This is a genomic window from Pseudomonas sp. TE3644, from assembly GCF_056278815.1.
Map to the genome: position 1 here is coordinate 6,407,784 of NZ_JBWBQF010000001.1, position 25,197 is coordinate 6,432,980.

The 25,197-nt window shown below is 59.3% G+C and carries 25 protein-coding genes; 6 read left to right on the top strand and 19 right to left on the bottom strand.

The window, feature by feature from the left end:
• Positions 1-46: 46 nt before the first annotated feature.
• From atpA to ACZ9GA_RS28540, 14 genes are all read right to left on the bottom strand, one after another.
• On the bottom strand, positions 47-1,591 hold the full coding sequence (atpA, locus tag ACZ9GA_RS28475) for a F0F1 ATP synthase subunit alpha (protein WP_455920899.1): 1,545 nt from the start codon (positions 1,589-1,591) through the stop codon (positions 47-49).
• A 21-nt stretch (positions 1,592-1,612) separates the two neighbouring features.
• The gene (locus ACZ9GA_RS28480; RefSeq protein WP_027980919.1) at positions 1,613-2,149 is read right to left on the bottom strand and encodes a F0F1 ATP synthase subunit delta; all 537 of its coding nucleotides are present in this window, start codon (positions 2,147-2,149) and stop codon (positions 1,613-1,615) included.
• 12 nt (positions 2,150-2,161) lie between these two features.
• A complete protein-coding gene (locus ACZ9GA_RS28485) occupies positions 2,162-2,632 on the bottom strand; it encodes a F0F1 ATP synthase subunit B (RefSeq protein ID WP_027980920.1) in 471 nt (156 codons plus the stop codon).
• Positions 2,633-2,689: 57 nt separating this feature from the next.
• Complete coding sequence (atpE, locus tag ACZ9GA_RS28490) at positions 2,690-2,947, bottom strand: F0F1 ATP synthase subunit C (RefSeq protein WP_002555987.1); 258 nt, start codon at positions 2,945-2,947, stop codon at positions 2,690-2,692.
• 146 nt (positions 2,948-3,093) lie between these two features.
• Positions 3,094-3,963, bottom strand: a complete 870-nt coding sequence (gene atpB / locus ACZ9GA_RS28495; protein WP_008367084.1) for a F0F1 ATP synthase subunit A — start codon at positions 3,961-3,963, stop codon at positions 3,094-3,096.
• A gap of 16 nt (positions 3,964-3,979) precedes the next feature.
• Positions 3,980-4,387, bottom strand: a complete 408-nt coding sequence (locus ACZ9GA_RS28500; protein ID WP_027980923.1) for a F0F1 ATP synthase subunit I — start codon at positions 4,385-4,387, stop codon at positions 3,980-3,982.
• Positions 4,388-4,534: 147 nt separating this feature from the next.
• Positions 4,535-5,407, bottom strand: coding sequence for a ParB/RepB/Spo0J family partition protein (locus ACZ9GA_RS28505; protein ID WP_027980924.1), 873 nt, complete (start codon positions 5,405-5,407; stop codon positions 4,535-4,537).
• 9 nt (positions 5,408-5,416) lie between these two features.
• Positions 5,417-6,205: a ParA family protein gene (locus tag ACZ9GA_RS28510; protein WP_027980925.1), complete on the bottom strand. Its 789-nt coding sequence runs from the start codon at positions 6,203-6,205 to the stop codon at positions 5,417-5,419.
• Positions 6,206-6,223: 18 nt separating this feature from the next.
• Positions 6,224-6,862 carry a 16S rRNA (guanine(527)-N(7))-methyltransferase RsmG gene (gene rsmG / locus ACZ9GA_RS28515; RefSeq protein ID WP_476227310.1) on the bottom strand — a complete coding sequence of 213 codons (639 nt, stop codon included), beginning with the start codon at positions 6,860-6,862 and terminating at the stop codon, positions 6,224-6,226.
• A gap of 5 nt (positions 6,863-6,867) precedes the next feature.
• On the bottom strand, positions 6,868-8,760 hold the full coding sequence (mnmG, locus tag ACZ9GA_RS28520) for a tRNA uridine-5-carboxymethylaminomethyl(34) synthesis enzyme MnmG (RefSeq protein WP_457359051.1): 1,893 nt from the start codon (positions 8,758-8,760) through the stop codon (positions 6,868-6,870).
• Between the two features lie 544 nt (positions 8,761-9,304).
• Positions 9,305-9,985: a peptide-methionine (S)-S-oxide reductase MsrA gene (msrA, locus tag ACZ9GA_RS28525; protein ID WP_457359049.1), complete on the bottom strand. Its 681-nt coding sequence runs from the start codon at positions 9,983-9,985 to the stop codon at positions 9,305-9,307.
• Between the two features lie 61 nt (positions 9,986-10,046).
• Positions 10,047-10,307 (bottom strand): pentapeptide MXKDX repeat protein, encoded by a 261-nt coding sequence (locus tag ACZ9GA_RS28530; RefSeq protein WP_457359047.1) that lies wholly within the window; start codon positions 10,305-10,307, stop codon positions 10,047-10,049.
• Between the two features lie 61 nt (positions 10,308-10,368).
• Positions 10,369-11,154, bottom strand: a complete 786-nt coding sequence (locus ACZ9GA_RS28535; protein WP_457359045.1) for a molybdopterin-dependent oxidoreductase — start codon at positions 11,152-11,154, stop codon at positions 10,369-10,371.
• Positions 11,151-11,774 carry a cytochrome b/b6 domain-containing protein gene (locus ACZ9GA_RS28540; protein ID WP_457359043.1) on the bottom strand — a complete coding sequence of 208 codons (624 nt, stop codon included), beginning with the start codon at positions 11,772-11,774 and terminating at the stop codon, positions 11,151-11,153. Before ACZ9GA_RS28540 ends, ACZ9GA_RS28535 begins: the two co-directional genes overlap by 4 nt.
• A 143-nt stretch (positions 11,775-11,917) precedes the next feature.
• Here ACZ9GA_RS28540 and ACZ9GA_RS28545 point away from each other — a divergent pair, with 143 nt between their 5' ends.
• Both ACZ9GA_RS28545 and ACZ9GA_RS28550 read left to right on the top strand, forming a co-directional pair.
• Positions 11,918-12,646 (top strand): response regulator transcription factor, encoded by a 729-nt coding sequence (locus ACZ9GA_RS28545; RefSeq protein ID WP_457359041.1) that lies wholly within the window; start codon positions 11,918-11,920, stop codon positions 12,644-12,646.
• Positions 12,643-14,103: a sensor histidine kinase gene (locus ACZ9GA_RS28550; RefSeq protein WP_457359039.1), complete on the top strand. Its 1,461-nt coding sequence runs from the start codon at positions 12,643-12,645 to the stop codon at positions 14,101-14,103. The genes ACZ9GA_RS28545 and ACZ9GA_RS28550 overlap by 4 nt, the downstream gene beginning before the upstream one ends.
• A 3-nt stretch (positions 14,104-14,106) precedes the next feature.
• Here ACZ9GA_RS28550 and mnmE read toward each other — a convergent pair whose 3' ends face one another.
• From mnmE to rpmH, 5 genes are all read right to left on the bottom strand, one after another.
• Positions 14,107-15,477: a tRNA uridine-5-carboxymethylaminomethyl(34) synthesis GTPase MnmE gene (gene mnmE, locus ACZ9GA_RS28555; protein WP_457359037.1), complete on the bottom strand. Its 1,371-nt coding sequence runs from the start codon at positions 15,475-15,477 to the stop codon at positions 14,107-14,109.
• 81 nt (positions 15,478-15,558) lie between these two features.
• Positions 15,559-17,244 carry a membrane protein insertase YidC gene (gene yidC, locus ACZ9GA_RS28560; protein ID WP_457359035.1) on the bottom strand — a complete coding sequence of 562 codons (1,686 nt, stop codon included), beginning with the start codon at positions 17,242-17,244 and terminating at the stop codon, positions 15,559-15,561.
• Between the two features lie 2 nt (positions 17,245-17,246).
• Positions 17,247-17,492, bottom strand: a complete 246-nt coding sequence (gene yidD, locus ACZ9GA_RS28565) for a membrane protein insertion efficiency factor YidD (protein ID WP_416421657.1) — start codon at positions 17,490-17,492, stop codon at positions 17,247-17,249.
• A complete protein-coding gene (gene rnpA / locus ACZ9GA_RS28570) occupies positions 17,485-17,883 on the bottom strand; it encodes a ribonuclease P protein component (RefSeq protein ID WP_457363629.1) in 399 nt (132 codons plus the stop codon). The genes yidD and rnpA overlap by 8 nt, the downstream gene beginning before the upstream one ends.
• A 16-nt stretch (positions 17,884-17,899) precedes the next feature.
• Positions 17,900-18,034: a 50S ribosomal protein L34 gene (gene rpmH, locus ACZ9GA_RS28575; RefSeq protein ID WP_003213577.1), complete on the bottom strand. Its 135-nt coding sequence runs from the start codon at positions 18,032-18,034 to the stop codon at positions 17,900-17,902.
• Positions 18,035-18,597: 563 nt separating this feature from the next.
• Here rpmH and dnaA point away from each other — a divergent pair.
• The 4 genes from dnaA to gyrB are packed head-to-tail and all read left to right on the top strand — an operon-like array spanning position 18,598 to position 24,800.
• Positions 18,598-20,112: a chromosomal replication initiator protein DnaA gene (gene dnaA, locus ACZ9GA_RS28580; RefSeq protein ID WP_457359033.1), complete on the top strand. Its 1,515-nt coding sequence runs from the start codon at positions 18,598-18,600 to the stop codon at positions 20,110-20,112.
• Positions 20,113-20,151: 39 nt separating this feature from the next.
• Positions 20,152-21,255 (top strand): DNA polymerase III subunit beta, encoded by a 1,104-nt coding sequence (dnaN, locus tag ACZ9GA_RS28585; protein WP_027980937.1) that lies wholly within the window; start codon positions 20,152-20,154, stop codon positions 21,253-21,255.
• A gap of 19 nt (positions 21,256-21,274) precedes the next feature.
• Positions 21,275-22,378, top strand: a complete 1,104-nt coding sequence (recF, locus tag ACZ9GA_RS28590; protein WP_457359031.1) for a DNA replication/repair protein RecF — start codon at positions 21,275-21,277, stop codon at positions 22,376-22,378.
• A 4-nt stretch (positions 22,379-22,382) separates the two neighbouring features.
• Entirely contained in the window at positions 22,383-24,800 is a 2,418-nt protein-coding gene (gyrB, locus tag ACZ9GA_RS28595; RefSeq protein WP_457359029.1) for a DNA topoisomerase (ATP-hydrolyzing) subunit B, read from the top strand.
• Positions 24,801-25,197: the final 397 nt, after the last annotated feature.

Sequence of the window (25,197 nt, forward strand, 5' to 3'; positions counted from 1 at the left end):
CACCTATCAGGTTAGCAAGCGGGAGCCTCGCGGCTCCCGCTGCGGCTTACCAGGTTTGGGTGGCCTTGAACTTCTCGATACCGGCTTTGATGCCAGCGTCGATTTCGTCATTGAAGTCACCCTTCACGTTGATCTTCGCCATCAAATCGGCGTGATCGCGGTTGAAGTAAGCAATCAGGGCCTGCTCGAAGCTACCGATCTTGGCGATTTCGACGTCAGTCAGGAAACCACGCTCAGCGGCGTACAGCGACAGCGCCATGTCCGCGATGGACATAGGAGCGTATTGCTTCTGCTTCATCAGCTCGGTAACGCGCTGACCGTGCTCCAGTTGCTTGCGGGTGGCTTCGTCCAGGTCAGAAGCGAACTGGGCGAATGCCGCCAGTTCACGGTACTGAGCCAGAGCGGTACGGATGCCACCGGACAGCTTCTTGATGATCTTGGTCTGAGCGGCACCGCCCACACGCGATACCGAAACACCGGCGTTCACTGCAGGGCGGATGCCCGAGTTGAACATGGCCGATTCCAGGAAGATCTGACCGTCGGTGATGGAAATCACGTTGGTCGGAACGAACGCGGAAACGTCGCCAGCCTGGGTTTCGATGATCGGCAGTGCGGTCAGGGAACCGGTCTTGCCAGTCACTGCACCGTTGGTGAACTTCTCAACGTACTCTTCGGAAACGCGCGATGCACGCTCCAGCAGACGGGAGTGGAGATAGAACACGTCACCTGGGTAGGCTTCACGGCCTGGTGGACGGCGCAGCAGCAGGGAAATCTGGCGGTAAGCCACTGCTTGCTTGGACAGATCGTCATAAACGATCAGCGCGTCTTCACCGCGGTCGCGGAAGAATTCACCCATGGTGCAGCCGGAGTACGGAGCCAGGTATTGCAGGGCAGCCGATTCGGAAGCACTGGCGGCTACGACGATGGTGTTAGCCATTGCGCCGTTTTCTTCCAGCTTGCGTACGATGTTGGCGATGGTCGATTGTTTCTGACCGATTGCCACGTACACGCAGAAGATGCCGCTGTTTTTCTGGTTGATGATCGCGTCGATCGCCATGGCGGTCTTGCCGATCTGGCGGTCACCGATGATCAGCTCACGCTGGCCACGGCCGACAGGGATCATGGCGTCAACCGACTTGTAGCCAGTCTGTACAGGCTGGTCTACCGATTTACGCCAGATCACGCCTGGTGCGACTTTCTCGACAGCGTCAGTTTCGGTGTGGCCCAGAGGACCTTTACCGTCAACAGGGTTACCCAGTGCGTCGACGACGCGACCCAGCAGTTCCTTACCAACCGGAACCTGCAGGACGCGGCCAGTGCACTTGGCGCTCATGCCTTCGGCCAGGGACTGGTAGGAACCGAGAATAACGGCGCCTACGGAGTCCTGCTCCAGGTTGAGTGCCATGCCGAAGACGCCGCCCGGAAACTCGATCATCTCGCCGTACATTACGTCGGCCAGACCGTGAATCCGCACGATGCCGTCAGATACGCTGACGACAGTGCCTTCGTTACGGGCTTGGGAGGTCACATCGAGCTTGTCGATGCGGCCCTTGATAATTTCACTTATTTCGGAAGGATTGAGTTGCTGCATTGCTCTGCTGCCCCTTCAAACTCAAGATTTCAATGCTTCGGCCAGCTGCGCGAGTTTGCCACGCACTGAACCATCGATTACCAGGTCACCAGCGCGAATGACGACGCCCCCGATCAGGGAGGCATCTTGCGCGGTGTGCAGTCGCACTTCGCGGCCAAGCCGTGCACTGAGAACCTTGGCGAGTTTGTCTTGCTGTTCGTCGTTCAATGCAAAGGCACTGGTTACTTCCACGTCTACGGATTTCTCGAGCTCGGCCTTGTACAGGTCGAACTGAGCGGCGATCTCCGGCAACAGCAGGAGGCGCTCGTTTTCCGCGACAACATGAATGAAATTCTGTGCCTGGGTATCAAACTTTTCACCGCACACTTCAATAAAAGTGGCGGCCTTTTGTGCGCTCGTCAGTCGCGGGGCCTTGAGCAGGCGCTGCATGGTGTCGTCTTCCGACACTGCAGCAGCCAGGCCGAGCATGGCTGACCAATTGGCCAGTTGCTGGTGGGCCTGGGCATGCTCGAAGGCTGCCTTAGCGTAAGGTCGGGCCAACGTGGTCAGTTCTGCCATGATCGCCCTCGCTTAGATTTCTGCAGCCAGTTTGTTAACCAGCTCCGCGTGCGCGTTTTGATCGATTGTGGCGCCCAGGATCTTCTCGGCACCGCCTACGGCCAGAGCACCCACTTGGGCACGCAGCGCGTCTTTGACACCGTTCAGTTCCTGTTCGATCTCGGCCTGAGCCTGAGCCTTCACACGGTCAGCTTCGACACGGGCCTGTTCACGGGCCTCGTCGACGATCTGAGCACCGCGTTTCTTGGCTTGCTCAATGATTTCGGCTGCTTGAGCTTTAGCATCACGCAGTTGCTGACCCGCTTTATCTTGGGCCAACTCCAGGTCGCGAGCTGCTCGTTGCGCAGCGTCCAGTCCATCCGCGATCTTCTTCTGACGTTCGTGCAAAGCCGCGATGACCGGAGGCCACACGAACTTCATGCAGAACAGCACAAAGATGAAGAACGCAACGGACTGGCCAATCAGGGTTGCATTAATGTTCACGCCAACACCTCGCTCGTTCTTTGTCCAACACACCAATCAACTCGAAAATTCGAGAGATTAGCCAGCGAGTTGACCAACGAAGGGGTTTGCGAAGGTGAAGAACAGAGCGATACCAACACCGATCATGGTCACGGCGTCGAGCAGGCCGGCGACGATGAACATTTTAACTTGCAGCATTGGAACCATTTCTGGCTGGCGAGCAGCGCCTTCCAGGAATTTGCCGCCCAGCAGGCCGAAGCCGATAGCAGTACCCAGTGCGCCCAGGCCGATCAGCAGAGCAACAGCGATAGCGGTTAGACCAACTACAGTTTCCATCTTTCCTCCCGACTTTTACGTCGTATTGGTTAGGTTTTTTAGATTAAAGCGGTAAAACAAATCGTTTTTGCAGCAGCCCCGGCAGACTCCCCCCAAGGGCACCCTCCCACCGGGGTGGAAGGGTCATCAGACACGCCAGGCGGGTCTTAATGGTTCTCTTCGTGCGCCATCGACAGGTAGACGATGGTCAGCATCATGAAGATAAAGGCCTGCAGGGTGATGATCAGGATGTGGAACACAGCCCACGCCCACTGCAGTACAACGCCCAGACCGCTCAGCCACAGCAGACCGCTGCCGAACATCACGGCGATCAGGATGAACACCAGTTCACCGGCGTACATGTTGCCGAACAGTCGCAGCGCCAGAGAGATTGGCTTGGCGATCAGGGTCACGAATTCAAGCAGGAAGTTGACCGGGATCAGAATGATCTGAACCAGCATGTTCTTGCTGCTGAACGGGTGCAGGGTCAGTTCACCCAGGAAGCCGCCGATACCCTTGATCTTGATGCTGTAGAAGATGATCAGTGCGAACACCGACAGCGCCATGCCCAGGGTAGCGTTCGGGTCAGTGGTGGACACTGCACGGAACGGAATCTCGTGATCGCCAGTGATGGCGGCGGCCAGATGAGGAATCCAGTCGACCGGGATCAGGTCGATGGCGTTCATCAGGAACACCCAGGCGAAGATGGTCAGTGCCAGGGGAGCGATCACGGCGCTACGGCCGTGGAAGCTGTCCTTGACGCTGCCGTCGACGAACTCTACCAGCACTTCGACGAAGTTCTGCAGGGCGCCAGGTTGGCCGGAAGTCGCCTTTTTAGCCGCCATGCGGAAAATCAGGACGAAAATCAGGCCCAGGGCTACCGACCAGCCGAGGGTATCGACGTGGAAAGCCCAAAAGCCCATTTCCTTGGCTTGTGCTGCGGAGTGGGCAAAGCCCCAGCCGCCATCTGGTAGTTGACCGAAGGTCAAGTTCTGCAAGTGGTGCTGGATATAGCCCGAAGCGGTTTCTGCTGCCATGGTTGCCTCAAACGCCCTAAGGTCTCGAAAGTCTTGTTTTCATCAACAGGGGTGCGAACCAGCTGACCAGCTGAGTCAGCACGAAGACACCGAATACTGCCAACGGCGCCAATGGTTTCACACCTGCGAACGTCAGCGCGAACAGCACTGCCGTCAGAATCAATTTGCCTGCCTCGCCAGCGTAGAACGACCGGACGATGGCTTGCGCGGCTCGGGCTCCGGTAAACCGGAAAGCCTTGTGAGCAAAGTACAAATTCGGCAACCAGGCAATCAGCCCTCCAAGGAGGCCTGAATATCCAGTGACTGCCCCGCGCCACTGCCACAACGCCAAGGCTGCCAACAGAAACACGACACATTGAGCCAGCAATACCGGAAATACCGCCAAGCGATGGAAGGGCAGGCGGTTTGGCGTGCGGGTTTCCATCACAATTGCTCCTCGTGAGTCGGCTCGCCAAAATCAATGACTTGGCATAATTTGTGCCGACAAAATGCGCGCAGAGTATAGGGGCGGTTCAGCCCCTATTCAACTGTCAGGTAGTGATTTCCGACTGCGCGCTACAGAAGGATTGTTTCAGCGAATGTGAGCGAGCACACCTTGGAGCTCATCCAGGGAGTTGTAGCGGATCACCAACTGACCCTTGCCCTTCTGCCCGTGACGGATCTGCACATCAGAGCCCAGACGCTCTGCCAGGCGCTGCTCCAGACGGGTAATGTCCGGATCAGGCTTGCTCTGTTCCACCGGCTCAGGCTTGCCGCTGAGCCACTGGCGGACCAGTGCTTCGGTTTGGCGCACGGTCAGACCACGTGCGACAACATGTCGCGCCCCTTCAACCTGTTGTTCGTCCGGCAGACCGAGCAGAGCGCGGGCGTGGCCCATCTCCAGGTCGCCGTGGGACAGCATGGTCTTGATCACTTCCGGCAGCGAGATCAGGCGCAGCAGGTTGGCCACGGACACCCGCGACTTGCCCACTGCATCGGCGACCTGTTGCTGGGTCAGCTGGAATTCCTGCTGCAGGCGCTGAAGCGCAATGGCTTCCTCGACCGGGTTCAGGTCTTCGCGCTGGATGTTCTCGATCAGCGCCATGGCGATGGCGGCTTCGTCGGGCACATCGCGGACCATGGCCGGGATGGTGTCCATGCCGGCCTGCTGGCTGGCACGCCAGCGGCGTTCACCGGCGATGATCTCGAAGCGGTTGTTGCCGATCGGACGCACCACGATCGGCTGCATCACGCCCTGGCTCTTGATCGAGTGGGCGAGTTCTTCCAGCGCCTGCGGGTCCATGTCCCGACGGGGCTGGTATTTGCCGCGCTGGATCACGTCCAGGGGCAGGTGCTGCAATTCTCGCTGGTCGGCCTGTACGGCCTGTTCTTCCAGCGCGCTGACGGTAGGCCCGCTGAGCAGGGCATCCAGTCCACGTCCGAGACCTCGTTTCTTCACGGCCATGTGGATTCCTTAAGCTTTTTCAGCGCGAGTGTTGCGGCGCTGGCGACGAACCATCTCGCCCGCCAGGGCCAGGTAGGCCAGGGCGCCACGCGAGTTCTTGTCGTAAGCAAGCGCCGGCATGCCGAAGCTTGGGGCCTCGGCCAGGCGGATGTTGCGCGGGATCACGGTGTCGTACAGCTGGTCGCCAAAGTGTTCCTTGAGCTGCGCGGATACATCGTTGATCAGGCTCAGGCGCGGGTCATACATGGTCCGCAGCAGGCCTTCGATCTTCAGTTCCGGGTTCAGCAGCTCGGCAATGCGCTTGATGTTATCCACAAGGTCGCTCAGACCTTCCAGGGCGAAGTACTCGCACTGCATGGGGATGATCACCCCATCGGACGCCACCAGGGCGTTGAGGGTCAGCATCGACAGCGACGGCGGGCAGTCGATCAGAATGTAATCGTAGCTTTCGCGGATCGGCGCCAGGGCCGTGCGCAGACGAGCTTCCTTCATCTGCATTTCCAGCAGCACCACTTCGGCCGCCGTCAGGTCACGGTTGGCCGGCAACAGCTGGTAGCCGCCGTGCTCGGAGAAGTGCATGGCCTGGTTCAGATCGCACTCGCCGATCAACAGGTCATAGACCGAGTTTTCCAGGCCGTGCTTGTCCACACCGCTACCCATGGTGGCGTTGCCCTGTGGATCGAGGTCGATCAGCAGCACGCGGCGCTTGGTCGCGACCAGCGATGCTGCGAGGTTAATGCAGGTGGTGGTCTTGCCCACACCACCTTTCTGGTTCGCTATCGCGAATACCTTAGCCATTCTTGCGTGTGTTCCCAATCATGCCGTGCGGCGCAGTATCAGCAGATGACGTTGGCCTTGGCAACCCGGTACGGTCAAGGCCTGTGCGCTTTCGAGGTGAAAATCTGCCGGCAATGCTACCAGCTCATCGGCAGGATGCAGCCCTTTCATTGCCAACCAGCGTGTATTCGTGTCACCCAGGTGCCGTGTCCAGTTGCTGAAGTCCTCCAGGCTGCTGAACGCACGGGAGATGATCCCGTTGAACGGCAGTGCTGGTTGAAACGCCTCGACCCGGCTGTGGATAACGTGCAGGTTGTCCAGTTTCAGCTCCAGTTTGACCTGGGTGATGAAACGCGTCTTCTTGCCGTTGCTGTCCAGGCAGGTGATCTGCTTGCCCGGAAACAGGATAGCCAACGGAATACCCGGCATGCCGCCGCCGCTACCCACGTCCAGCCAGCGCTCGCCTTCACCGATGTGCGCGATCACGCTGAGGCTGTCGAGCAGGTGGCGCGAGACCATTTCGTCGGGGTCACGCACGGCAGTCAGGTTGTAGGCCTTGTTCCACTTTATCAACAGGGCCAGGTAGGCCAGCAGTTGATCATGCTGGGCCTGGCTCAGTTCGACGCCCAGCTCCCGGGCCCCTTGGGCCAGTTCCTGCGAGTGTTGGGGGGTAACCATAGAACTCAAGCGCTTTGCTCCAACTCACGGCCTGCGCCGCGTTTTTTCAAATGAATCATCAACAGCGAAATCGCTGCCGGGGTCACGCCCGGGATACGCGAGGCCTGGCCCAGGGTTTCGGGGCGAGTTATCCCCAGCTTGCCCTGGATTTCCTTCGACAGGCCGGAAATCGCAGCGTAGTCGATATCCACAGGCAGCTTGGTGTTTTCGCTGGCGCGCAGACGGGCGATCTCGTCTTGTTGACGGTCGATGTAGCCGGCGTACTTGGCCTTGATCTCGACCTGCTCGGCGACGGTTGGGTCCACGGCGCCTTCGCCGGTGACCTCGATCAAGCCGTTGTAGTCGATTTCCGGACGGGTCAGCAGGCTCATCAGGTTGTATTCGTGGCCCAGCGGGGTGCCGAATTTCTCGGCAATGGCATCGCCACGCTCGGTGCCCGGGCGCACCCAGGTGCTTTTCAGGCGTTGTTCTTCCAGCTCGATGGCTTCGCGCTTGGCGCAGAAGGCCGCCCAGCGGGCGTCATCGACCAGACCCAGCTCGCGACCTTTCTCGGTCAGGCGCAGGTCGGCGTTGTCTTCGCGCAGGATCAGCCGGTATTCGGCGCGCGAGGTAAACATGCGGTACGGCTCCTGGGTCCCCAGGGTAATCAGGTCGTCAACCAGCACGCCGATGTACGCCTCGTCGCGACGCGGGCACCAGGCATCACGGCCCTGTGCACGCAATGCCGCGTTGGTACCGGCCAGCAAACCTTGCGCACCGGCTTCTTCGTAGCCGGTGGTGCCGTTGATCTGGCCAGCGAAGAACAGGCCGGCGATGACCTTGGTCTCCAGGCTGTACTTCAGGTCGCGAGGGTCGAAGTAGTCGTACTCGATGGCGTAGCCAGGGCGAACGATGTGGGCGTTTTCCATGCCGCGGATCGAACGCACGATCTGCAATTGCACATCGAAGGGCAGCGAAGTCGAAATGCCGTTCGGGTACAGCTCATGGGTGGTCAGGCCTTCCGGCTCGATGAACACCTGATGGCTTTCCTTGTCGGCAAAGCGATGGATCTTGTCTTCGATCGACGGGCAGTAACGCGGGCCAACACCTTCGATGACACCCGAGTACATGGGCGAGCGATCAAGGTTGGCAGCGATGATTTCGTGGGTGCGCGCGTTGGTGTGGGTAATCCAGCAGCTGACCTGACGTGGGTGCAGCTCCTTGGAGCCCATGAACGACATCACCGGGATTGGCGTGTCACCCGGTTGCTCGGTCATCACCGAGAAATCCACCGAGCGGCCATCAATACGCGGCGGCGTACCGGTCTTTAGACGGCCCACGCGCAGCGGGAACTCACGCAGTCGGCGTGCCAGCGCCGTGGAGGGTGGATCCCCTGCCCGGCCGCCGGAGTAATTTTCCAGACCAATGTGGATAAGTCCGGCCAGGAAGGTCCCGGCGGTCAACACCACGGAGTCGGCGAAGAAACGCAGACCCATCTGAGTGACCACGCCGCGTACCTGGTCCTGCTCGACGATCAGGTCATCGCACGACTGCTGGAATATCCACAGGTTGGGCTGGTTCTCGAGAATTTCGCGTACGGCAGCCTTGTACAGGATGCGGTCGGCCTGTGCCCGGGTGGCACGCACGGCCGGGCCCTTGCGGTTGTTCAACACGCGGAACTGGATACCACCTTTATCGGTGGCCAGCGCCATGGCGCCGCCGAGCGCATCGATCTCTTTGACCAAATGGCTTTTACCGATGCCACCGATCGCAGGGTTGCAGCTCATCTGCCCGAGGGTTTCCACGTTATGTGTCAACAGCAGGGTTTTTGCGCCCATGCGTGCTGACGCAAGCGCAGCCTCGGTTCCGGCATGGCCGCCGCCGATGACGATCACTTCAAAACGGGAAGGGAAATCCACCACGCACCTCGTGCCTGTTCATTGATGGGTAATTGGGATAGCTCACCAGTATAGGGACTTACCCCCCTCTATAGGAACCTTTTGCACAAAATTTAACCAGCTGTGGATGAATGGCTGTGCTCGGTTTGAACCACGGCGCAGAAATAAAAATAGAGAGAGAAATTTATTAAAGCTTTGTTTTTATGTTTATTTCTATGCAGCCACCTTTCTGTGGATAACGTTCTACAGGCCTTTATCTACGTACTGTACAGAGAAGTTGAACCCTGTGGTCATGTGCACAGGAGCCCCTTGGATAAGCGGTTTAAACCTGTGGATGAAAGTGCCAGTTACCCACAGGCGGATTTATCTCCAGCTTTGAGGCATGCTTATCACCAGAGCTGAGGCAGGGTTTTCCACAGGGCTTATTTTGGGGTTGTTGAAAAGTTTTCAGTCACGAGAACACCCGTAGCAGCGGCCGTTAGGCCGCGTCACAGGCGCAGTGGTTAATCAGGAATACCGCGTGCTCCCAGACGCAGCCTTCGGCAGCTGCTACAGGTCGACCAGGTCAATTGCTGACCAGTACGGGGTCTTCGCGATAACGCTTGGCGAACAGCTTCGCCAGGTTGGCGATCTTGGGTTGATCGTTGATCATGATGTAGAGGCTATGGGGGTTCTGTACCAGGTAGTCCTGGTGATAAGCCTCGGCAGGAAAGAAGCCGTTGAGGTTTTCCACAGTGGTGGCCAGCGGCTTGGTAAACACGTGGGAATCATTCAGCTGGGCGATATACGCCTGCGCCACTTCACGCTGCTCGGTATTGGCCACAAAGACGGTAGAGCGGTATTGGGTACCGCTGTCAGGGCCCTGGCGGTTCAGCTCGGTCGGGTCATGGGCAACCGAGAAGTAGATCTGCAGCAACTGTCCGTAGCTGATTTGCGTAGGGTCGTACGTCACCTGCACCGATTCAGCATGCCCCGTGTCACCCGAGCCTACCTCCTCGTAGTGCGCCGTACGTGCCAAGCCACCGGCATAGCCGGACACCGCCTGGGTAACCCCCTTCACATGCTCGAACACGCCCTGCACGCCCCAGAAGCAGCCACCGGCGAACACGGCTGTCTCGCTGTGGATAGTTTTACTGCTCTCGTCGAGCTTGGGTGGGTCAATCACAACCGCATTCTCAGCTGCCTGGGCACAAGCGGCTGTGGACAAGATGGCGGCGGCCAGCACACTGCGGAAAATCGCTTTCATTACAGCCTCCAAAGGCGGGGCACCCGCAGGCATGTGGATAACCTGCTGGCGCCCCTTCAGATCACTGATCCTTGCTCATTGAATCCTTGCTCATCCCGTCCTTGGACATGCTGTCTTTCTTCATCGCATCCTTTTTCATGCTGTCCTTGGTCATGGCGTCTTTCTTCGTGGTGGTGTCTTTCTTCATCATGTCCTTGGACATGGAGCCGTTGGACATGCTGTCGTTACTCATCGAGCCGCTGCTCGTGGTGTCGGCTGCATAGGCGCCAGCCGTGCCAAGGGCCAGGCACATCGACAATACGACTGTGGATAGTTTTTTCATGGTAGTGCTCCTTGGATCGTGGGATAAAAGCACCGCGCAGGCGGCGCTGTGGATAAGGTTTTCAGCTACCGCCGAACCAGTTGTAGCCCTGGTCCTCCCAATACCCACCGGGGTAGGTGTTGGTGATGTAAATGGCCTGGATATGCTTGGGGTTCTTGTAGCCAAGCTTGATAGGCATGCGCAGCTTCATCGGGAAGCCGTACTGGCGTGGGAGGGTCTGGCCGTCATAGGTCAGCGCCAGCAGGGTCTGGGGATGCAGGGCGGTGGCCATGTCGATGCTGGTGTAATAGTCATCGGCGCATTTGAAGCCCACGAAGCGGGCGCTGGTATCAGCGCCGATGCGCTGCAGGAAATCGCTGAAACGCACCCCACCCCAGCGGCCGATGGCACTCCAGCCTTCAACACAGATGTGCCGGGTGATCTGATCGGTCTGCGCCATGGCGCGCAGCTCTTCCAGGCGCCAGCTGCGCTTGTCGGCCACCAGGCCACTGATCTCCAGGCGATAGGTGGCGGCTTCGACGCTGGGCGCATCGTCCTCCCCGTAGAAAGCATTGAACGGGAACGGCCGTGTGATCATGGCCTCGTTGTACACCGGCGCCAGCGCCTTGGGGTCGAACAGCCAGCCCTGAACCCGGTCATTGAAACGGGAGATGCTCGCCAGCGCGGTTTCAACGCTTTGGCTGTCACTCAAGCTGCACCCGCTGAGCATGGAGATGCCCCCAAGGGTCAAACCCTTGAGCAGGAAGTTTCGGCGCGTGGTGTCGTGGATGCGCGGCGCCAGCAGGCGTCGGCTTTCAGTGATGATCTCATTGGCATCACTGCTGATAGGCGATTTATCCACAATCATGACGACTTGCCCCCTTTGCCGGTAATCATCAGCCGCAGCGTGCGCGGCACCAGTGCGACCATCACCAGATGCACCGCTACAAAGCCCACCAACAGCGCCATGGCAAAGAAATGCACGCGGCGCGCGGTTTCGTAACCACCCAGCAATTCGCGCAGCAGGCCGAACTGAACGGACTTCCACAGCACCAGGCCAGAAATTATCAACAGGGCGATATCCACAATGGCGAACAGATACGCCAGCCGCTGCACCTGGTTGTAGTGGCTGAGGTCGTCATGGGCGAGCTTGCCGCGCAGCGCTGTGGATAAATCCTGCAGCACCCCGCGCGGCGACAGCGGGAAGAAGCGTGTGAATAACCGGCCAGTGGCGATGTTGAGCATCAGGTACAGCACACCGTTCACGAACAGCAGCCACATACCCGCGAAATGCCACTGAAGGGCGCCACCCAGCCAGCCACCCAAGGTCAATTGCGAGGGGAAACTGAAGCCGAACAGCGGGGATGCGTTGAAGATGCGCCATCCGCTGGTCACCATGATCAGCACCGCCACGGCGTTGAGCCAATGGGTCAGGCGCAGCCAGCCAGGGTGGCTGGCGGTCTTCTCAAGGGTTGCTGTGCTGGCCATTGCAGGCTCCGGGTATCAGCGTTGTTGGGCCCATTGTTCGGGCCGCCTGGTCGCCAAGTCCTCACACAGAGTTAAATTAAATGTGATAACTCCCTGGCCAATTTTTCGCCACAATGAGCTATCAGCTGCCTGGGGATAACTGCATGGAAAGGCCTAAACGCGTACTGATCGTCGAAGACGACGCACACATCGCCGATTTGCTGCGCCTGCATCTGCGCGATGAGGGGTACGTGGTAGAACACGCCGACGACGGCAACCTGGGCGTGCGCATGCTCGAGGAAGGCCAGTGGGACGCGCTGGTGCTGGACCTGATGCTGCCCGGCATCGATGGCCTGGAGATCTGCAAGCGCGCCCGTGCCATGGCTCGCTATACGCCCATCATCATCACCAGCGCACGCTCCAGCGAGATGCACCGCATCCTGGGCCTGGAACTGGGCGCCGATGACTATCTGGCCAAGCCGTTCTCCATGTTGGAACTGGTGGCGCGGGTACGGGCCCTGCTACGACGTACCGACGCCATGGCGCGCAATGCCCGCCTGGAATCCGGCCTGTTGATAACTCATGGGTTGGCGATAGACCCCGTAGCCAGGGAGTCCAGCCTGGATGGCAAGGCGCTGGGGCTGACGCCGCGCGAATTCGACCTGCTGTACTTCTTTGCTCGCCACCCCGACCAGGTGTTTTCGCGCATGGACCTGCTCAACGAGGTGTGGGGTTATCAACATGATGGGTATGAACACACCGTCAACACCCACATCAATCGCCTGCGCACCAAGATCGAGGAAGACCCCGCCGCACCGCGGCGCATCCTCACGGTGTGGGGCCGTGGTTACAAGTTCGCCGCCACCCCGGTGAGCGCGGAGACTGCCTCTTGAAATTCCTGTCCCTGGGCCAGCGCCTATCGTTGGTATTCGCCGCCCTGCTGCTGGCCTGCAGCGGCGTGGCCATGTGGCTGCAGATCAGCGCCAGCACCCGTCATGAGCAAGAGGTGGTGCAGCGCCTGTCCAGCGGCTTGGCGGCGCATATCGCCGGCACCGCGCAACTGATGGATGCCAGCGGCTGGCGCCCGGAAGCCGTGCACGACCTGTTCGACAAGCTGATGGCGGTCAACCCCTCGGTAGAGCTGTACTTGCTCTCCAGGGACGGCAGGATCGTCGGCAACGGTGCCCCCGACAACAATCTCAAGCGCCAGGCGGTGGATTTACGCCCTGTGCATAAGTTTTTGGGCGGCGCCCCGCTGCCTGTATTGGGGCAAGACCCGCGCAACCTGGATGTGGATAAAGTATTCAGCGCCGCGCCGGTTCAAGTGGGCGGCCGTGACGGCGGCTATGTCTACGTGGTGTTGCAGGGCGAAGCGCATGATCAGCTGTCAGCGGCGTTGTCCCGTGACTCAACCCTGCGGGTCGCCCTGTGGATAATGTGCTTCATGGTTGTTTTGAGCCTGATCATGGGCTTGATCGCCTTCCGTTTGATCACCCGCCCGCTAAAAGCACTGACGCAAAAAGTGCGCGAGTTCGACGCCAATGGCCATAAAGCGGCCGCTTTGCCTCTGCAGCCTGTGGATAAAGGCGATGAAATCGGCGTACTGAGCGCGGCATTCTCACAAATGGGCCAGCGCATCGCCGAACAATGGCAGGAGCTGACCCGCCAGGACCAGCAGCGCCGCGACTTGGTGGCCAACATTTCCCATGACCTGCGCACCCCCTTGACCTCCCTGCACGGCTATCTGGAAACATTGCGTATCAAAGACGAGAGCCTGAGCGCCGAGGAACGCCGCCACTATCTGGATGTGGCGCTGGGGCAGAGCCGCAAGGTGGGCCGGCTGGCGCAGGAGCTGTTCGAGCTGGCGCGGCTGGAGTCGGGCCTGGTTCATCCACAGGCAGAAACCTTCGCCCTGCCCGATCTGGTGCAGGATGTGTTGCAGAAGTTTGAATTGGCCGCAGAAGCCCGCCAACAACAGCTGGAGGTGAACATGCCCCAGGCGGTGCCTAGCGTGAACGCTGACCTGGGCATGATCGAACGGGTGTTGACCAACCTGCTGGATAACGCCATCCGCCACAACCCGCCCGGCACCCGGATCATCGTGCGCCTGGAGCCAGTGGAGGGGAATGTTCAGGTAGCCGTGATCGACACGGGCAAGGGCATAGCGCCGGAATTGCATGCCGGCTTGTTCACCCGTGCCTCGGCCTTGCGCCGAGCATCGCCGGAGAGTGGCGGGTTGGGCCTGATCATCGTGCAGCGCATGTTGCAGCTGCATGGCAGTGATATCCACATTGCCCAAGGCCAACCCACCGGTACGGTGCTGCGATTCAGTTTATCCACAGCGGCCTGACGGTCATTTCCCGATACAAAAACTCGAGAAGATCCGGCCCAGCAAATCATCGGAGCTGAATGCACCGGTGATTTCCCCCAGGGAGTGCTGGGCTTGCCGCAGGTCTTCGGCCAGCAGTTCGCCGGCGCCGGCCAGGGTCAGCTGCTCGCGGCCATGTTCCAGCGCCTGGCTGGCATGGCGCAGGGCATCCAGGTGGCGGCGGCGGGCGCTGAAGCTGCTTTCGGCGGTCTGTTCATAACCCATGCAGGCCTTCAAGTGCTCGCGCAGCAGGTCCAGGCCCTGCCCTTCATCCTTGGCGCTGAGGCTGATGGTCACGTGGCCATCGGCGCTGGTGATCATATCCACAGGCTCGCCGGTAAGGTCAGCCTTGTTGCGAATCAGCGTGACCTTGGCCATCTCCGGGCGTGCTTCGAGGAATTCCGGCCACAGAGCGAAGGGATCATTGGCTTCCGGTGCCGACGCATCGACCACCAGCAGCACCCGATCGGCCTCGCCGATGGCCTTCAGCGCCCGCTCCACACCAATCTTTTCCACCTGGTCGTCAGTGTCGCGCAGGCCCGCAGTGTCCACCACGTGCAGCGGCATGCCATCGATGTGGATATGTTCGCGCAGGATATCCCGCGTGGTGCCGGCGATGTCGGTGACAATCGCGGCCTCGCGGCCCGCCAGCAGGTTGAGCAGGCTGGACTTGCCGGCGTTCGGCCGGCCGGCGATAACCACGGTCATGCCGTCGCGCAGCAAGGCGCCCTGGCCGGCTTCGCGCATGACTGTGGACAAGTTTTCCCGCACGTCGTCGAGCATGCTCAGCACATGGCCATCGGCGAGGAAGTCGATTTCTTCCTCGGGAAAGTCGATGGCCGCCTCCACATAGATGCGCAGGGCGATCAATTTCTCCGTGAGGTTATCCACACGACGGGAAAAAGCACCCTGCAGCGAGCGCACGGCATTGCGTGCCGCCTGTGCGGAGCTGGCCTCGATCAGGTCGGCGATCGCCTCGGCCTGAGCCAGGTCAAGCTTGTCGTTGAGAAACGCCCGCTCGCTGAACTCACCCGGCCGTGCCAGGCGGCAACCCAACTCCAGGCAACGCTGCAGCAGCATGTCCAGCACCACTGGGCCACCGTGACCCTGCAGTTCCAGCACATCTTCCCCGGTGAACGAGTTGGGCCCCGGGAAATACAGGGCCAGGCCCTCGTCGATCACATCGCCGTCGGCCGTGCGCATCGGCCCGTAGTGGGCGTGGCGCGGGGTCAGCTGGCGCCCGGCAATGGCTTGCGCGGCGGCCCCGGCCAATGGCCCGGAAATACGCACGATACCCACCCCGCCGCGGCCCTGGGCGGTGGCAATGGCGGCAATGGTTTCACGGGGACTGTTCATGATGCGGGCCTCAATAAATCGACAGATAGCAAAACGCCCCACGAATGGGGCGTTTATCCACAGGTTAGATGATCAACCTGTTCAGGCGGCAGCTTTCTTGCTTTTCGCCTCGATACCACGAGTGATGTACCACTGTTGCAGGATCGACAGGGTGTTGTTGGTCACCCAGTACATCACCAGACCTGCTGGGAACCACAGGAAGAAGAAGGTGAACACGATCGGCATCAGCTTCATCACCTTGGCCTGCATCGGATCCGGCGGCGTCGGGTTCAGACGCTGCTGGATGAACATGGTGGCACCCATGATGATCGGCAGGATGAAGAACGGGTCCTTGATCGACAGGTCGGTGATCCACAGCAGCCAAGGTGCCTGACGCATCTCGACGCTTTCCAGCAGTACCCAGTACAGCGACAGGAAGACCGGCATCTGCACGACAATCGGCAGACAGCCACCCAGCGGGTTGATCTTCTCTTTCTTGTACAGCTCCATCATCGCTTGCGACAGTTTCTGACGATCATCGCCGAACTGTTCCTTCAGCTGGGCCAGGCGCGGAGCAACGGCACGCATGCGCGCCATCGAACGGTAGCTGGCAGCCGACAGCGGGAAGAACAGCAGCTTGATCATCAGGGTCAGCACGATGATCGAGAAGCCCCAGTTGCCCAGCAGCATGTGGATATGTTTCAGCAGCCAGAAGATCGGCTGGGCGATGAACCACAGAATGCCGTAGTCGACGGTCAGTTCCAGGCCCGGGGCCAGCTCTTTGAGCTTGTCCTGAACTTTTGGACCTGCGTACAGCACGGCGCTGGTTTCAACCTTGGCGCCAGGTGCGGCGGTCAGGGTTGGGCCAGTGAAGCCGATGATGTAGTTGCCGGCACTGTCCTTGCGGGTCGACATGGCGTTGTTGTCCGAATGGTTCGGAATCCACGCCGTGACGAAGTAGTGCTGCAGCCAGGCTACCCAACCACCCTGAACGGTTTCTTTCAGGTTGCCCTTGTCGATATCTTTCATCGATATCTTTTTGTAGGGCTCGGCCGGCGTACCCAGGGCGGCGCCCAGGTAAGTGGCGGTACCGGTGGCGGTGCTGGACGAAGGATCGGAGCTGTTGTCACGCTTCAATTGCGCGAACAGGTTGCCCGACCAAGGCGTGGTGCCCTGGTTGTCGATCAGGTAGCTGACCTTGACGTCATATTCGCCACGGTCGAGGCTGAAACGCTTGATGTAGTTGACGCCATTGGACGAAAACTTCAGGTCAACGACCAGTTGGTTCTGACCGTCGGCCAGCTGGTAGCTCTTCTGTTCCGAGCTGTACAGCGGGCGACCGGTGGAACGCGAGTCCGGGCCGTCGGTGCCTACCAGGCCACTTTGTGCCAGGTAAGTGCGCTCGCCGCCGTTGTCGAACAGCTGGAATGGCACGTCAGGACGATCCTGGCGGCGCGGGTATTCCGGCAGAGTCAACTGGGCGACGTCGCCCCCATTTGGATCGATAGCCAGATCCAGAACATCGGTCTTGATTCGAATCAGGTTCTTGCTGCCGGCATCCGGGGCCAGGGTTGGCGCAGGAGCGTTGGCAGAAGGTGCGCTGGGTACGTCGGCACTCGCTTGAGCATTGTTACCCAGCGGGGCTTCGGGCAAATCCGATGCGCCAGTGTTGGTAGCAACATTCTGAGTCGGCAAGGCAGCCTGGCCATAGTCCTTGTTCCATTGCAGGACCATGGAGTAGGACACGACTGCCAGTGCGGCGATCAGGATCGTGCGTTTAATATCCATGATTACTCGGCTATCGAAGAATTACGGGGAGATGGGGCTGGCGGAACCGGGTCAAGACCACCGGCGTGCCAGGGATGGCAGCGACCCAGACGACGGAGGGTCAGCCAGCTGCCGCGTAGAAGGCCATGGATTTCGATGGCTTCCAGCGCGTAGCAGGAACAACTGGGGTAAAAACGACAGTGATTGCCCATCAGGGGGCTGATGGCATAGCGGTAAAACTGGATCGGAACGATGGCCAGTTTACGCATTTTGACTGTCTACCCCTTCAGATTCGGTCTTTTCCACTGGAGGCCGACTACGAGCGAGTCGTTTCCAGAGCTTGCCAAAATGCTGATGCAGTTCCGGGTTTTCTACGTCACCCAAACCTTTACGCGCGACGATGACAATGTCCCAGCCAACCAGGATGTCCTGGTGCAGACGGAACGAGTCACGCATCAAGCGTTTGAGTCGGTTGCGCTGAACGGAGAGCTTGACGCTCTTTTTGCCGATCACTAACCCCAGACGAGGGTGATCCAGCTCGTTTTCGCGCGCAAGGAGCAGCAGGTTTTTCCCTGGAACCTTGCCGGTTGGGGAGTCAAAGACCGCTTTGAAGTGTCGGGCTGTCAGAAGACGCTTTTCCCGACTGTAGTCCTGACTCACCCCCAGTGCCGAGTGATCAAACTGCCAGGCGCGCACGGCCTTTGGCACGGCGACGCGACAGAACGGCACGGCCGTTTTTGGTGGCCATGCGAGCACGGAAGCCGTGGGTGCGGGCGCGTTTGATGGTGCTGGGTTGGAAAGTACGTTTCATGGCGTGTTACCTGGTTCGTCCACAACGGGCCGGAATGGTCCCCGTTTTAAGAGACCGGCGATTCTAGTGAAAGCAAGCCCTCAGGTCAATTTCCAACCAGCTTTTCCTTTGCATGGGCATGACCGTTGGTCTGACCGGACAAACCTGCGGAAAATATAGAAATAGAGAAGGACCTTATTTAAAGCTTTTCTGTAGAACTTATAGATCTTAGGCAGGCACCCTTCTGTGGATAACCACTTGCAGCCCTTTGTTTACGTGATGTACAGCGATCGGTAACCCTGTCGAGAAACGGTGCTGCGGCTGTGCCAAGCCCTCGGAAAAGCTGTGCATGAAATGGCTACTTATGCACAGGGCAGTTATGCACAGATTTCGACCCCCAGTTGTGCAGAGTGCTCAATGGCGGTTATCCACAGAGTTTATTCACAGACCCCTCAGGTATTTTTTTCTACGTAAGGTGCTGATTCGCCTTTATCTGCACACCCCTGCATGTGGATAAGTGTGCTCGGCATCGGTACAATGGGGATCGTTTTTTGCCTCTCCGGCTTTCAACTCAGGGGATATCCGTGTCAGTGGAACTTTGGCAGCAGTGCGTGGAGCTTCTGCGCGATGAACTGCCTGCCCAGCAATTCAACACCTGGATCCGTCCGCTACAGGTCGAAGCCGAAGGCGACGAGTTGCGTGTGTATGCGCCCAATCGCTTTGTGCTGGACTGGGTCAATGAAAAGTACCTGGGTCGCCTGCTTGAACTGTTGGCCGAGCACGGCAGCGGAATCGCGCCTGCTCTTTCCTTATTAATAGGTAGCCGTCGCAGCTCGGCGCCACGTGCCGCACCCAATGCGCCACTGGCGGCCGCCGTTGCCGCGTCCCAAGCCGCCCAGCAGCAGCCGACACCTGTGGCTGCTCCTGCACCTGAACCCGTTGCAGCTACCTCCGCCGTGGTCGAGGCCAGCGAAGAACCTTCGCGTGACAGCTTCGACTCCATGGCAGGTGCTGCCTCCCAGCAGGCGCCGGCGCGCACCGAACAACGCAATGTGCAGGTCGAAGGTGCGCTCAAGCACACCAGCTACCTGAACCGGACGTTCACCTTCGAAAACTTCGTCGAAGGTAAATCCAACCAGCTCGCCCGCGCGGCGGCCTGGCAGGTGGCCGACAACCCCAAGCATGGCTACAACCCACTCTTCCTTTATGGTGGCGTTGGCCTGGGTAAGACTCACTTGATGCACGCTGTGGGTAACCACCTGCTCAAGAAGAACCCCAATGCCAAGGTTGTGTACCTGCACTCCGAGCGTTTCGTCGCCGACATGGTCAAGGCTTTGCAGCTGAACGCGATCAACGAGTTCAAGCGCTTCTACCGTTCGGTGGATGCGTTGCTCATCGATGACATTCAGTTTTTCGCCCGCAAGGAGCGTTCCCAGGAAGAGTTCTTCCATACCTTCAACGCCCTGCTCGAAGGCGGCCAGCAGGTGATCCTCACCAGCGACCGTTACCCGAAGGAAATCGAAGGCCTGGAAGAACGTCTCAAGTCGCGCTTTGGCTGGGGCTTGACCGTAGCCGTCGAGCCGCCGGAACTGGAAACCCGCGTCGCCATTCTGATGAAGAAGGCAGACCAGGCGAAGGTAGAGCTGCCGCATGACGCGGCGTTCTTCATCGCCCAGCGCATCCGTTCCAACGTGCGTGAGCTGGAAGGTGCGCTCAAGCGTGTCATCGCCCACTCGCACTTCATGGGGCGTGACATCACCATCGAGCTGATTCGCGAATCGCTCAAGGACTTGCTGGCGCTGCAGGATAAACTGGTCAGTGTGGATAACATCCAGCGTACGGTGGCCGAGTACTACAAGATCAAGATTTCCGATCTGCTGTCCAAGCGCCGCTCGCGTTCGGTGGCCCGCCCACGTCAGGTGGCCATGGCCTTGTCCAAGGAACTGACCAACCACAGCCTGCCGGAAATCGGCGATGTGTTCGGCGGCCGCGACCACACCACGGTGCTGCACGCTTGCCGCAAGATCAACGAACTCAAGGAATCCGACGCGGATATCCGCGAGGACTACAAGAACCTGCTGCGGACGCTGACTACTTGATGAACGTCAGCGCAGCTTATTAAGGCAAGGGACTAGACCATGCATTTCACCATTCAACGCGAAGCCCTGTTGAAACCCCTGCAACTGGTCGCGGGCGTCGTCGAGCGCCGCCAGACCTTGCCGGTATTGTCCAACGTGCTGCTGGTTGTCGAAGGCCAGCAACTGTCGCTGACCGGTACCGACCTTGAGGTCGAGCTGGTCGGTCGCGTGCAACTTGAAGAGCCTGCCGAGCAGGGCGAAATCACCGTGCCTGCGCGCAAGCTGATGGATATCTGCAAAAGCCTGCCAAACGACGCGCTCATCGACATCAAGGTCGATGAGCAGAAGCTGGTGGTCAAGGCCGGTCGCAGCCGTTTCACGCTGTCGACCCTGCCAGCCAACGACTTCCCGACCGTTGAAGAAGGCCCGGGTTCGCTGACGTGCAGCCTTGAGCAAAGCCGCCTGCGCCGTCTGATCGAGCGCACCAGCTTCGCCATGGCCCAGCAGGACGTGCGTTACTACCTCAACGGCATGCTGCTGGAAGTGTCCAACGGCCTGATGCGCGCCGTGGCTACCGACGGTCACCGTCTGGCCATGTGCTCGATGAAAGCCGACATCACCCATGACGGTCGTCATCAGGTGATCGTGCCGCGTAAAGGTATCCTGGAGCTGGCGCGCTTGCTGACCGAACCGGATGGCACCGTGAGCATCGTCCTGGGCCAGCACCACATCCGTGCTACCACCGGCGAGTTCACCTTCACCTCCAAGCTGGTCGACGGCAAGTTCCCCGACTACGAGCGCGTGCTGCCCAAAGGTGGCGACAAGCTGGTACTGGGTGACCGCCAGGCACTGCGTGAAGCGTTCAGCCGCACCGCGATCCTGTCCAACGAAAAGTATCGCGGTATCCGTCTGCAACTGGCCGCTGGCCAATTGAAGATTCAGGCCAACAACCCTGAGCAGGAAGAAGCGGAAGAAGAAGTGGGCGTGGACTACAACGGTGGTTCGCTGGAAATCGGCTTCAACGTCAGCTACCTGCTGGACGTACTGGGTGTGATGACCACTGAACAGGTTCGCCTGATTCTGTCTGACTCCAACAGCAGCGCCCTGGTGCAAGAATCCGATAACGACGATTCCGCCTATGTCGTTATGCCGATGCGCCTGTAACTTGCCCAGCAGACTCTAGATGTCCCTCAGTCGTGTCTCTGTCACCGCGGTGCGTAACCTGCACCCGGTGACCTTCTCCCCCTCCCCCCGCATCAACATCCTGTACGGAACCAATGGCAGTGGAAAGACCAGCGTGCTGGAAGCTATCCACCTGTTGGGGCTGGCGCGTTCGTTCCGCAGCACTCGCCTGTTGCCGGTCATCCAGTACGAGCAAGGTGCTTGCACGGTGTTCGGCCAGGTCGAATTGAACGAAGGCGGCCATGCCGCGCTGGGTGTGTCGCGGGAGCGGCAAGGTGATTTCACCATCCGGATCGACGGGCAGAATGCCCGCAGCGCAGCGCAACTGGCAGAAATTCTGCCACTGCAGCTGATCAACCCGGACAGTTTTCGCCTGCTGGAAGGGGCTCCGAAAATCCGCCGGCAGTTTCTTGATTGGGGTGTGTTCCACGTGGAACCGCGCTTCATGGCCACCTGGCAGCGCCTGCAGAAGGCCTTGAAGCAGCGAAACTCGTGGCTTCGGCGTGGTACACTTGACGCTGCTTCGCAAGCTGCATGGGACCGGGAGTTATGCCTGGCCAGTGCTGAAATTGATGAGTACCGTCGGGCCTATATCAAGGCGTTGAAGCCGGTGTTTGAGCAGACCCTCAGTGAGCTCGTCGAGCTGGAAGGTTTGACCCTCAGTTACTATCGCGGTTGGGACAAGGAGCGGGACCTCTCCGAGGTGCTCAGCGCTTCCCTGCTACGTGACCAGCAGATGGGCCATACCCAGGCTGGACCGCAACGCGCTGACCTGCGGTTGCGATTGGGTGCCCACAACGCTGCGGATATCCTTTCCCGTGGCCAGCAAAAGCTGGTGGTGTGTGCCTTGCGTATTGCCCAGGGGCACCTGGTCAGCCAGGCACGACGCGGTCAATGTATTTATCTTGTGGACGACTTGCCGTCAGAACTCGACGAGCAACACCGCCGCGCACTTTGCCGCTTGCTAGAAGAATTACGCTGCCAGGTGTTCATCACCTGTGTAGACCACGAATTATTGAGGGAAGGCTGGCAGACGGAAACGCCAGTCGCTTTGTTCCACGTGGAACAGGGCCGTATCACCCAGACCCACGACCATCGGGAGTGAAGGCATGAGCGAAAATCAAACGTACGATTCCTCCAGCATTAAAGTGCTGAAAGGGCTGGATGCCGTACGCAAACGTCCCGGTATGTACATTGGCGACACCGATGATGGTAGCGGTCTGCACCACATGGTGTTCGAGGTCGTCGACAACTCGATCGACGAAGCCTTGGCCGGCCACTGCGACGACATCACCGTCATTATCCATCCTGACGAATCCATCACCGTCCGCGACAACGGTCGCGGAATTCCGGTTGATGTGCACAAAGAAGAAGGCGTTTCGGCAGCCGAGGTCATCATGACCGTGCTGCACGCCGGCGGTAAGTTCGACGATAACTCGTACAAGGTTTCTGGCGGTCTGCACGGTGTAGGTGTTTCCGTGGTTAACGCCCTGTCCGAGACCCTGGTGCTGACCGTTCGCCGTAGCGGCAAAATCTGGGAACAGACCTACGTGCACGGTGTTCCACAGGCACCGATGAAAATCGTTGGCGACAGCGAAACCACGGGTACCCAGATCCACTTCAAGCCTTCAGCTGAAACCTTCAAGAACATCCACTTCAGCTGGGACATCCTGGCCAAGCGAATTCGCGAACTGTCGTTCCTGAACTCCGGCGTAGGCATCTACCTGAAGGATGAGCGTTCGGGCAAAGACGAGACCTTCAAATACGAAGGCGGTCTGCGGGCGTTCGTTGAATACCTGAACACCAACAAGACGCCAGTCAACGAAGTGTTCCACTTCAATGTGCAGCGTGATGACGGTGTGGGCGTGGAAATCGCCCTGCAGTGGAACGACAGCTTCAACGAGAACCTGTTGTGCTTCACCAACAACATTCCCCAGCGTGACGGCGGTACCCACCTGGTGGGCTTCCGTTCGGCGCTGACGCGTAACCTGAACAACTACATCGAACAGGAAGGCCTGGCCAAGAAGAACAAGGTAGCCACCACCGGCGACGACGCCCGTGAAGGTTTGACCGCGATCATCTCGGTGAAGGTGCCTGATCCAAAGTTCAGCTCGCAGACCAAGGACAAGCTGGTTTCGTCCGAAGTGAAAACCGCGGTCGAGCAGGAGATGGGCAAGTACTTCTCCGACTTCCTGCTGGAAAACCCGAACGAAGCCAAGGCCGTGGTCGGCAAGATGATCGACGCTGCCCGTGCCCGTGAAGCAGCGCGCAAGGCCCGTGAGATGACCCGCCGCAAAGGTGCGCTGGACATCGCCGGCCTGCCAGGCAAATTGGCGGACTGCCAGGAGAAGGACCCTGCCCTTTCCGAACTGTACCTGGTGGAGGGTGACTCCGCAGGTGGCTCGGCCAAGCAAGGGCGCAACCGTCGCACCCAGGCGATCCTGCCGCTGAAGGGCAAGATCCTCAACGTCGAGAAAGCTCGTTTCGACAAGATGATCTCGTCCCAGGAAGTGGGCACGCTGATCACTGCACTGGGCTGCGGTATCGGTCGCGAAGAGTACAACATCGACAAGCTGCGTTATCACAACATCATCATCATGACCGATGCTGACGTCGACGGTTCGCACATCCGTACGCTGCTGTTGACGTTCTTCTTCCGTCAGTTACCTGAGCTGATCGAGCGCGGCTACATCTACATCGCCCAGCCGCCGCTGTACAAAGTGAAGAAGGGCAAGCAGGAGCAGTACATCAAGGACGACGAGGCCATGGAAGAATACATGACCCAGTCGGCCCTGGAAGACGCCAGCCTGCACCTGAACGACTCGGCACCGGGCATTTCGGGCGAGGCGCTGGAGCGTCTGGTCAACGATTTCCGCATGGTGATGAAGACCCTCAAGCGTCTGTCGCGCCTGTACCCGCAAGAGCTCACCGAGCACTTCGTGTACCTGCCGGCGGTGTCGCTGGACGACCTGTCGGACCACGCTGGCATGCAAGCCTGGCTGGCCAAGTTCGACGCGCGTCTGCGCACCAGCGAGAAGTCGGGCCTGGTCTACAAGGCCAGCCTGCGTGAAGACCGCGAGCGTAATGTGTGGCTGCCGGAAGTGGAGATCACCTCGCACGGTCTGGCCAGCTACATCACCTTCAACCGCGACTTCTTCGGCAGCAACGACTACCGCACCGTCACCGCACTGGGCGCGCAATTGGCGACCTTGCTGGACGACGGCGCGTACGTACAACGTGGCGAACGCAAGAAGCCAGTGGTCGAGTTCAAGGAAGCGCTCGAGTGGCTGATGACCGAAAGCACCAAGCGCCACACCATCCAGCGCTACAAAGGGTTGGGTGAGATGAACCCGGACCAGCTGTGGGAAACCACCATGGACCCGACAGTGCGCCGCATGCTGAAAGTCACCATTGAAGACGCGATCGCTGCTGACCAGATCTTCAACACCCTGATGGGTGATGCTGTAGAGCCGCGTCGTGAGTTCATTGAGAACAACGCGTTGGCGGTGTCGAACCTGGATTTCTGATACAGGATCGAAGGCACATCAAATGTCACAAATGGGCGATCCCATAATCGCTCAATGACAGAAACCCCGGCCCTGGCGCCGGGGTTTTTTATTTTAGAATCGGTATCTTCTACCAGAGCGATAGCGCTCACTGGAGTCCATCAGCTCACTGAGGATCAGGCGCATGAAGGATCAACATCAGTCGTTCGAGCGATGCTTGCAGCAACAGCGGTCAAGATGTTGAAGACCATTTCGAGGACATCCTCGTATTGGTCTCTATCGGGTCGGGGGCGCAGCGTGAGGTTCGCGATATCAAGTTATCGCGTTGGAACTAGGGGGACCATGCCGGAGGACCTGCCGACGCCCGGCAGCAGCATCAAGCAGTTGCAGGCCACTGAGAAGAAAAATCGACCTTAGT

Bases quoted from the DNA above. Each gene is read 5' to 3' on its own strand.
- atpA (WP_455920899.1), bottom strand. From the start codon at position 1,591: ATGCAGCAACTCAATCCTTCCGAAATAAGTGAAATTATCAAGGGCCGC.
- ACZ9GA_RS28480 (WP_027980919.1), bottom strand. From the start codon at position 2,149: ATGGCAGAACTGACCACGTTGGCCCGACCTTACGCTAAGGCAGCCTTC.
- atpE (WP_002555987.1), bottom strand. From the start codon at position 2,947: ATGGAAACTGTAGTTGGTCTAACCGCTATCGCTGTTGCTCTGCTGATC.
- atpB (WP_008367084.1), bottom strand. From the start codon at position 3,963: ATGGCAGCAGAAACCGCTTCGGGCTATATCCAGCACCACTTGCAGAAC.
- ACZ9GA_RS28500 (WP_027980923.1), bottom strand. From the start codon at position 4,387: ATGGAAACCCGCACGCCAAACCGCCTGCCCTTCCATCGCTTGGCGGTA.
- ACZ9GA_RS28505 (WP_027980924.1), bottom strand. From the start codon at position 5,407: ATGGCCGTGAAGAAACGAGGTCTCGGACGTGGACTGGATGCCCTGCTC.
- ACZ9GA_RS28510 (WP_027980925.1), bottom strand. From the start codon at position 6,205: ATGGCTAAGGTATTCGCGATAGCGAACCAGAAAGGTGGTGTGGGCAAG.
- rsmG (WP_476227310.1), bottom strand. From the start codon at position 6,862: ATGGTTACCCCCCAACACTCGCAGGAACTGGCCCAAGGGGCCCGGGAG.
- msrA (WP_457359049.1), bottom strand. From the start codon at position 9,985: ATGAAAGCGATTTTCCGCAGTGTGCTGGCCGCCGCCATCTTGTCCACA.
- ACZ9GA_RS28530 (WP_457359047.1), bottom strand. From the start codon at position 10,307: ATGAAAAAACTATCCACAGTCGTATTGTCGATGTGCCTGGCCCTTGGC.
- ACZ9GA_RS28535 (WP_457359045.1), bottom strand. From the start codon at position 11,154: ATGATTGTGGATAAATCGCCTATCAGCAGTGATGCCAATGAGATCATC.
- ACZ9GA_RS28540 (WP_457359043.1), bottom strand. From the start codon at position 11,774: ATGGCCAGCACAGCAACCCTTGAGAAGACCGCCAGCCACCCTGGCTGG.
- ACZ9GA_RS28545 (WP_457359041.1), top strand. From the start codon at position 11,918: ATGGAAAGGCCTAAACGCGTACTGATCGTCGAAGACGACGCACACATC.
- mnmE (WP_457359037.1), bottom strand. From the start codon at position 15,477: ATGAACAGTCCCCGTGAAACCATTGCCGCCATTGCCACCGCCCAGGGC.
- yidC (WP_457359035.1), bottom strand. From the start codon at position 17,244: ATGGATATTAAACGCACGATCCTGATCGCCGCACTGGCAGTCGTGTCC.
- yidD (WP_416421657.1), bottom strand. From the start codon at position 17,492: ATGCGTAAACTGGCCATCGTTCCGATCCAGTTTTACCGCTATGCCATC.
- rpmH (WP_003213577.1), bottom strand. From the start codon at position 18,034: ATGAAACGTACTTTCCAACCCAGCACCATCAAACGCGCCCGCACCCAC.
- dnaN (WP_027980937.1), top strand. From the start codon at position 20,152: ATGCATTTCACCATTCAACGCGAAGCCCTGTTGAAACCCCTGCAACTG.
- recF (WP_457359031.1), top strand. From the start codon at position 21,275: ATGTCCCTCAGTCGTGTCTCTGTCACCGCGGTGCGTAACCTGCACCCG.
- gyrB (WP_457359029.1), top strand. From the start codon at position 22,383: ATGAGCGAAAATCAAACGTACGATTCCTCCAGCATTAAAGTGCTGAAA.